The following is a 5,707-nucleotide window of genomic DNA, read 5'->3' on the forward strand; positions in this document are numbered from 1 at the left end:
AAATCGCCAAGACACATGGAAGTTTCGGGTTCTGTTCCACGAACCGAACTGTAAACACACGAGCGCTCATTGCTATAGCTTTGACTTTTCGGGTATTTAACCAGATTCGCTATAATTAGCAATTCATCGAATTTACAGGTTCGTTTTGGAAACTGAGTCCGAAACTCGGATTCCAAGGTCATTTCTATTCCCTACTTCCTACTCCCTACTCCCTAATCCCTACTCCCTCCCCTATCGCAGCGGCCACCAGGATACTTTGTCGCGGGTGGCGCTGTAGATTTCTTTGAGGCCTTCGGGGTCGCAGACTCTCAGAATGTCGTCGGAGGAATCGTCGCTTTTTGAGGGGAGTATTAACCCCTCTTTTCGCATTCCTTTGATGACTTGTTCGACGGTGCGATGGTTGAGTTGGGCGGCGCGGGCGATGATATCGACGGGCAAATTAAAGGTATAAACGCCGTCGGTTTGGGGCTGGTTTCCGAGCGATCGCTCTTGATAGATGAGCGCCCTCAGCAGGGCTGCCACCGCCTGGGGGGGATGGGTGCTGCAATTGAGCAGGTGGTATTGGAATTTTTCTCGCAGTTCAAATAGGTAATCGTAGCGATCGCGAAATGTCTCGTTTTCGGCGTGCAGGATTTGGATGATATCGATGGAAATCTCGATCGCGTCGGTGGTTTTGTAAGCCTCTACCAAACTGGGGAAGGCGCGGCTCACCCGCCCGTAACCCAGGGCCAGGTTCCGCATCCCGAAACAGTTTCCCGGGTAGGTGAGGGCGATGATGCGATCGAGGGGGGCACTGCGAACCACCACCGGACCGCCACCCGTCACCGCGTAGAGGGATTCGATGGAAGTGTCGGGCTCAAAAGCTGTGTAAACCGGACGGCTCGAATACAGCTTTTGGGGCGTCACCTTGCCTTTGGCCAAGGCTTCCGACAATTCCGCCCCGTCCAAACCGCGAAACAGGTAGTTTCCCCGACTCAGTTCCCCGGCAATTCCCTCGATTGCTGCGGGTTTCGCTGGCTTTGCCATTGCCACTCAGTTGTTCTCCACTCTCAGGATACAAGATTTGGATTTGAATCGCAAGTGTATTGCAAAACATTTAAACTTCAGTTACAATTCAATCAGAACAGATTTAGGCTACGCTATCCCCCCCGCCCCCATCCCCCCCAACCCCCCTTTGTAAGGGGGGAGATAAGGGGGGAGCCGGACAGAACTGAACCCGTAAAATTGCCATAAAATCCGGTATCCCTATCTGGGAACCGGAGATTTAGGAACAGACCCATGAAATCCAAATTCCGCCCGAAATGGCGGCGCCGTCTCGCCCTGTTGTTGGTGGGAATTGGTGTCGGCACGGCGATCGCATCCTGCGACAGTAACAAAACTGCCAGCGATCGCGTCGAAATCACCCTGGTTTCCTACGCCGTCACCCAAGCCGCCTACGAAAAAATCATTCCCGAGTTCGTCGCCGACTGGAAAGCCGAACACAACCAAGATGTCACCATCCGCCAAAGCTACGGCGGTTCCGGTTCCCAAACCCGCGCCGTCATCGACGGTTTGGAAGCCGACGTCGTGGCGTTGGCCCTGGCGTTGGACGTCCGAGAACTCGAAAAAGCGGGGCTGATCGAACCCGGATGGGAAACCGAGGCCCCCAACAACGCGATCGTCCACCGTTCCGTTGCCGCCCTCGTCACCCGGGAGGGCAACCCCAAAACCGTCGAAGATTGGGACGATCTCGCCCGCGACGACATCCAAGCCATCACCGCCAACCCCAAAACCTCCGGGGGAGCGCGTTGGAACTTCCTCGCCCTGTGGGGGAGCATCACCCAAACTGGAGGGGACGAAGCGGACGCCCTCGCCTTCGTCAAACAGGTTTACAGCCAGGTCCCCGTTTTGCCGAAAAACGCCCGGGAAGCCACCGAGGTTTTTTACCAGCAGGGACAGGGAGACGTTTTGATCAATTACGAAAATGAAGTGATACTCGCCCGACGCCAGGGCCAAACTTTACCTTATATTATTCCGGAAACCAACATTTCCATCGACAACCCGATCGCCGTCGTCGATGCGAACGTGGACAAACACGGAACCCGGGAAGTCGCCGAAGCCTTCGTGCAGTATCTCTATACCCCCGCCGCCCAGCGGGAATTCGCCCAAGTCGGCTTCCGCCCCGTCAACGATGCCGTCGCCGCGGAATTTAGGGACAAATATCCCGATATTCCGAACCTTTTCACCGTCGAAGATTTGGGCGGGTGGGATGGGGTTCAAACCCAATTTTTTGGCGACGGGGCGGTATTCGACAAAATTCAAGCGGAGGTGGGGCGATCGGAATAGGTAATATAGCAGTGTGAAATGATGAGTGAAAAGTCGATCCAGTCAAAGCCCCCAGGATTGGGGGTTTGGGGGCCGGACAATTTGACAAATGGTTCCACATTGCTATAGGAGGGGAGCGATCGGTTTTCCCAGGTTGTGCCACCGCCGCAGTTTGTTCTCCAATTTCTAACTGCTTGATGAGTGCGATCGCGCCCAAAGGAACCATGACTATTACATTGTCAAAATCCAAACTATTTGTTCACCAATTTTTCCCAAAAATTTCCTGGTACTGGTGGGGGATCGGCGGCTATCTCAGCCTGATGTTATTGCTTCCCATTCTCGCCCTCACCCTGTACGCCGGAAACCTGAGTTTTTCGGAAATTTGGCGCATCGCCACCGATCCCGTGGCCCTGTCCGCCTATGAAGTCACGTTTACGACCGCATTTTGTGCCGCCGCCTTCAACGGCATCGCCGGGGTTGCCGTCGCCTGGGTTTTGGTTCGTTATCGCTTCCCCGGAAAGCGAATTTCTGATCGCCCCCGTGTTAATTTTCCAGCGTTTGGAACAGTTCGACTATGCCGGGGCTGCAGTCATTGGCACGGTGATGTTATTGGTTTCTCTGCTCTCTCTTGTGGCAATTAATTTGTTGCAAAGCTGGGGGAATTCGGCGGGGATAAAATAGGGACATTAAGCCAGTTGAGTTTAATAAGAAAACCACAGAGGCACAGAGGACACGGAGAAAAAATTATGAACATTTTATTCAATCCTAAAGAATGGATTCAACCGGCGCGATCGCGAACCTCTCAGACCCCGATCGCAAATTTTGAAATTTTCCTGGTTTTAGCAGTTTTACTTTTTATCATTTTGGTGTTATTTATTCCGGCTGTTAATATCTTTTTTGGTGCATTTGAAAAAGGTTGGAATGGATTTTACTCCACTTTAATTTCGCCGGGATTTTTGCACGCCGCAAAATTGACCCTGCTTGTCGCCGCGATCGTCGTTCCCCTGAATGTCGTATTTGGGCTGGTTACAGCCTGGGCGATCGCCCGCCACCGCTTCCCCGGACGCACATTATTATTGAGTATTATTGACCTACCTTTTTCCGTTTCCCCCGTCGTTGTCGGGCTGATGCTGGTGTTGTTGTACGGGCGCCTGGGGTGGTTCGGTCCGGCGTTGGAATCGGTGGGGTGGAAGGTGATGTTCGCCTTTCCGGGAATTGTCCTGGCGACGGCGTTCGTCTGTATGCCTTTCGTGGCGAGGGAAGTCCTCCCGGTTTTGGAAGAAATTGGCACCGAACAGGAGGAAGCCGCAAAAACCCTGGGGGCGAATGATTGGCAAACCTTCTGGCGGGTGACGCTGCCCTCGATCCGCTGGAGTTTATTGTATGGCATTGTCCTCACCAATGCCAGGGCGATGGGGGAATTTGGCGCCGTGGCGGTGGTGTCGGGAAATATCATCGGAAAAACCCAGACGTTGCCCTTATTTGTGGAAGAAATGCACGTCCAATATCAGACGACTTCGGCTTACACGGCGGCGGTGGTTTTGGCTAGTTTGGCGATCGTCACTTTGGTATTGAAAACACTGTTGGAAGGGAAGACGGGAAAGTGATGGCGGTTGTCTGTCCGCCGCGATACAGTCGAATCGCCTTACCGTTTCATCACCTCATCCCCTCTCGGCGCGGGGGGCAACCCCGAGCGGACGGAAAACTAACGGGTGCGATCGCTTTTTTGTTACAATTCGTAAACGAACCGTTAAGGATAGAGTAAAGAATGCGGGTTGCGATCGCAGGAGCAGGATTGGCCGGCATGGCCACGGCCGTCGAGTTGGTCGATGCCGGACACGAAGTCGAACTATTCGAGTCCCGTCCCTTCGTGGGCGGGAAAGTCGGCAGTTGGGTGGACAAAGACGGCAATCACGTCGAAATGGGGCTGCACGTCTTTTTCGGCTGCTACTACCAATTATTCGATTTGATGAAAAAGGTGGGTGCCTTTGAAAATCTGCGACTCAAGGAGCACGTCCACAACTTCGTCAACCGGGGCGGCGTCACCGGAAGTCTGGATTTTCGGTTTCTGACAGGCGCCCCCTTCAACGGCCTGAAAGCATTTTTCACCACCTCCCAACTCTCGGCGACGGACAAATTTCAAAATGCGATCGCCCTCGGAACCAGCCCCATCGTCCGGGGTTTGGTGGACTTCGACGGGGCGATGAAAACCATCCGAGATTTGGATAAAGTCAGTTTCGCCGACTGGTTCCGCCGCCAGGGCGGTTCGGAGGGCAGTCTGAAGCGGATGTGGAACCCCATCGCCTACGCTTTGGGCTTTATCGACACCGAAAATATCTCCGCCCGCTGTATGCTGACGATCTTCCAATTTTTCGCCGCCAAAACGGAAGCCTCGGTATTGCGAATGTTGGAAGGTTCCCCCGCCGAATACCTCCACAAACCCATCGTTGACTATTTGGAAAAACGGGGCGCAAAAATTCACCTCCGCCGCCGGGTCAGAGAAATTCAATTCGCCGACATAGACAGCAAAACCCAAGTCACCGGCTTAGTTATCGCCAAAGGAGAGACGGAAGAAACCGTCGTCGCCGATGCCTACGTCTGCGCCTGCGACGTCCCCGGAGCGCAAAAAATGCTCCCGGAAGCTTGGCGGAAATGGCCGGAATTCGACAATATTTATAAACTCGATACCGTCCCGGTGGCGACGGTGCAACTCCGCTTCGATGGCTGGGTGACGGAACTGCACGACGCAACCAAACGGAAGCAGTTGGAAACGGCGGCGGGGATGGATAATTTACTCTATACCCCCGATGCAGATTTCTCTTGTTTCGCAGATTTGGCGTTAACCAGTCCGGGGGATTATTACCGGAAAGGAGAGGGCTCGCTGATGCAGTTGGTATTGACTCCCGGCGACCCGTTTATCAAGGAGAATAACGAGGCGATCGCCCACCACGTCCTCCAACAGGTTCACGATTTATTCCCCTCTTCCCGAGAATTAAATATGACCTGGTACAGCGTCGTCAAACTGGCGCAGTCCCTCTACCGAGAAGGCCCCGGAATGGACCCCTATCGCCCCGCCCAAAAAACCCCGGTTCCCAACTTTTTCCTAGCCGGAAGTTACACCCAACAGGACTATATCGATAGTATGGAAGGGGCCACTCTATCCGGGCGTCAGGCGGCCCGCGCCATCTTGGAAACGGCTCCAAACCCGGTCAAACCGGCCCCGATGACCGCAGTTTAACCCCCTCAAATCCTGTGGGGGCAACCTTATAGGGTTGCCCTCCGATTTCGATTTCGTAGGGGCAACCTTATAGGGTTGCCCTCCGATCTCCCTCCCAATCAGAAGGCAGGTTGCCCCTAAAATCAGAAGGCAGGTTGCCCCTAAAATCAGAAGGCAGGCACAGAG

The 5,707-nt window shown here is 54.0% G+C and carries 5 protein-coding genes; 4 read left to right on the top strand and 1 reads right to left on the bottom strand.

The genetic code is table 11. The annotated features are described in order from the left end of the window. Positions 1 to 231 precede the first annotated feature (231 nt). Positions 232 to 1,026, bottom strand: a complete 795-nt coding sequence (locus LKE08_RS00930; protein WP_324702312.1) for a Crp/Fnr family transcriptional regulator — start codon at positions 1,024 to 1,026, stop codon at positions 232 to 234. 252 nt (positions 1,027 to 1,278) lie between these two features. Here LKE08_RS00930 and LKE08_RS00935 point away from each other — a divergent pair, with 252 nt between their 5' ends. The 4 genes from LKE08_RS00935 (at position 1,279) to zds (ending at position 5,542) form a co-directional block, all read left to right on the top strand. Next, positions 1,279 to 2,325, top strand: a complete 1,047-nt coding sequence (locus LKE08_RS00935; RefSeq protein WP_324702313.1) for a sulfate ABC transporter substrate-binding protein — start codon at positions 1,279 to 1,281, stop codon at positions 2,323 to 2,325. Positions 2,326 to 2,528: 203 nt separating this feature from the next. Continuing rightward, on the top strand, positions 2,529 to 2,945 hold the full coding sequence (locus LKE08_RS00940) for a hypothetical protein (protein ID WP_324702314.1): 417 nt from the start codon (positions 2,529 to 2,531) through the stop codon (positions 2,943 to 2,945). A gap of 105 nt (positions 2,946 to 3,050) precedes the next feature. Further along, complete coding sequence (gene cysW / locus LKE08_RS00945; protein WP_324702315.1) at positions 3,051 to 3,911, top strand: sulfate ABC transporter permease subunit CysW; 861 nt, start codon at positions 3,051 to 3,053, stop codon at positions 3,909 to 3,911. A gap of 161 nt (positions 3,912 to 4,072) precedes the next feature. Continuing rightward, entirely contained in the window at positions 4,073 to 5,542 is a 1,470-nt protein-coding gene (gene zds, locus LKE08_RS00950) for a 9,9'-di-cis-zeta-carotene desaturase (RefSeq protein WP_324702316.1), read from the top strand. The last annotated feature ends 165 nt before the right edge of the window (positions 5,543 to 5,707 follow it).

Source organism: Lyngbya sp. CCY1209, assembly GCF_035615495.1.
Taxonomy (GTDB): domain Bacteria; phylum Cyanobacteriota; class Cyanobacteriia; order Cyanobacteriales; family Microcoleaceae; genus Limnospira.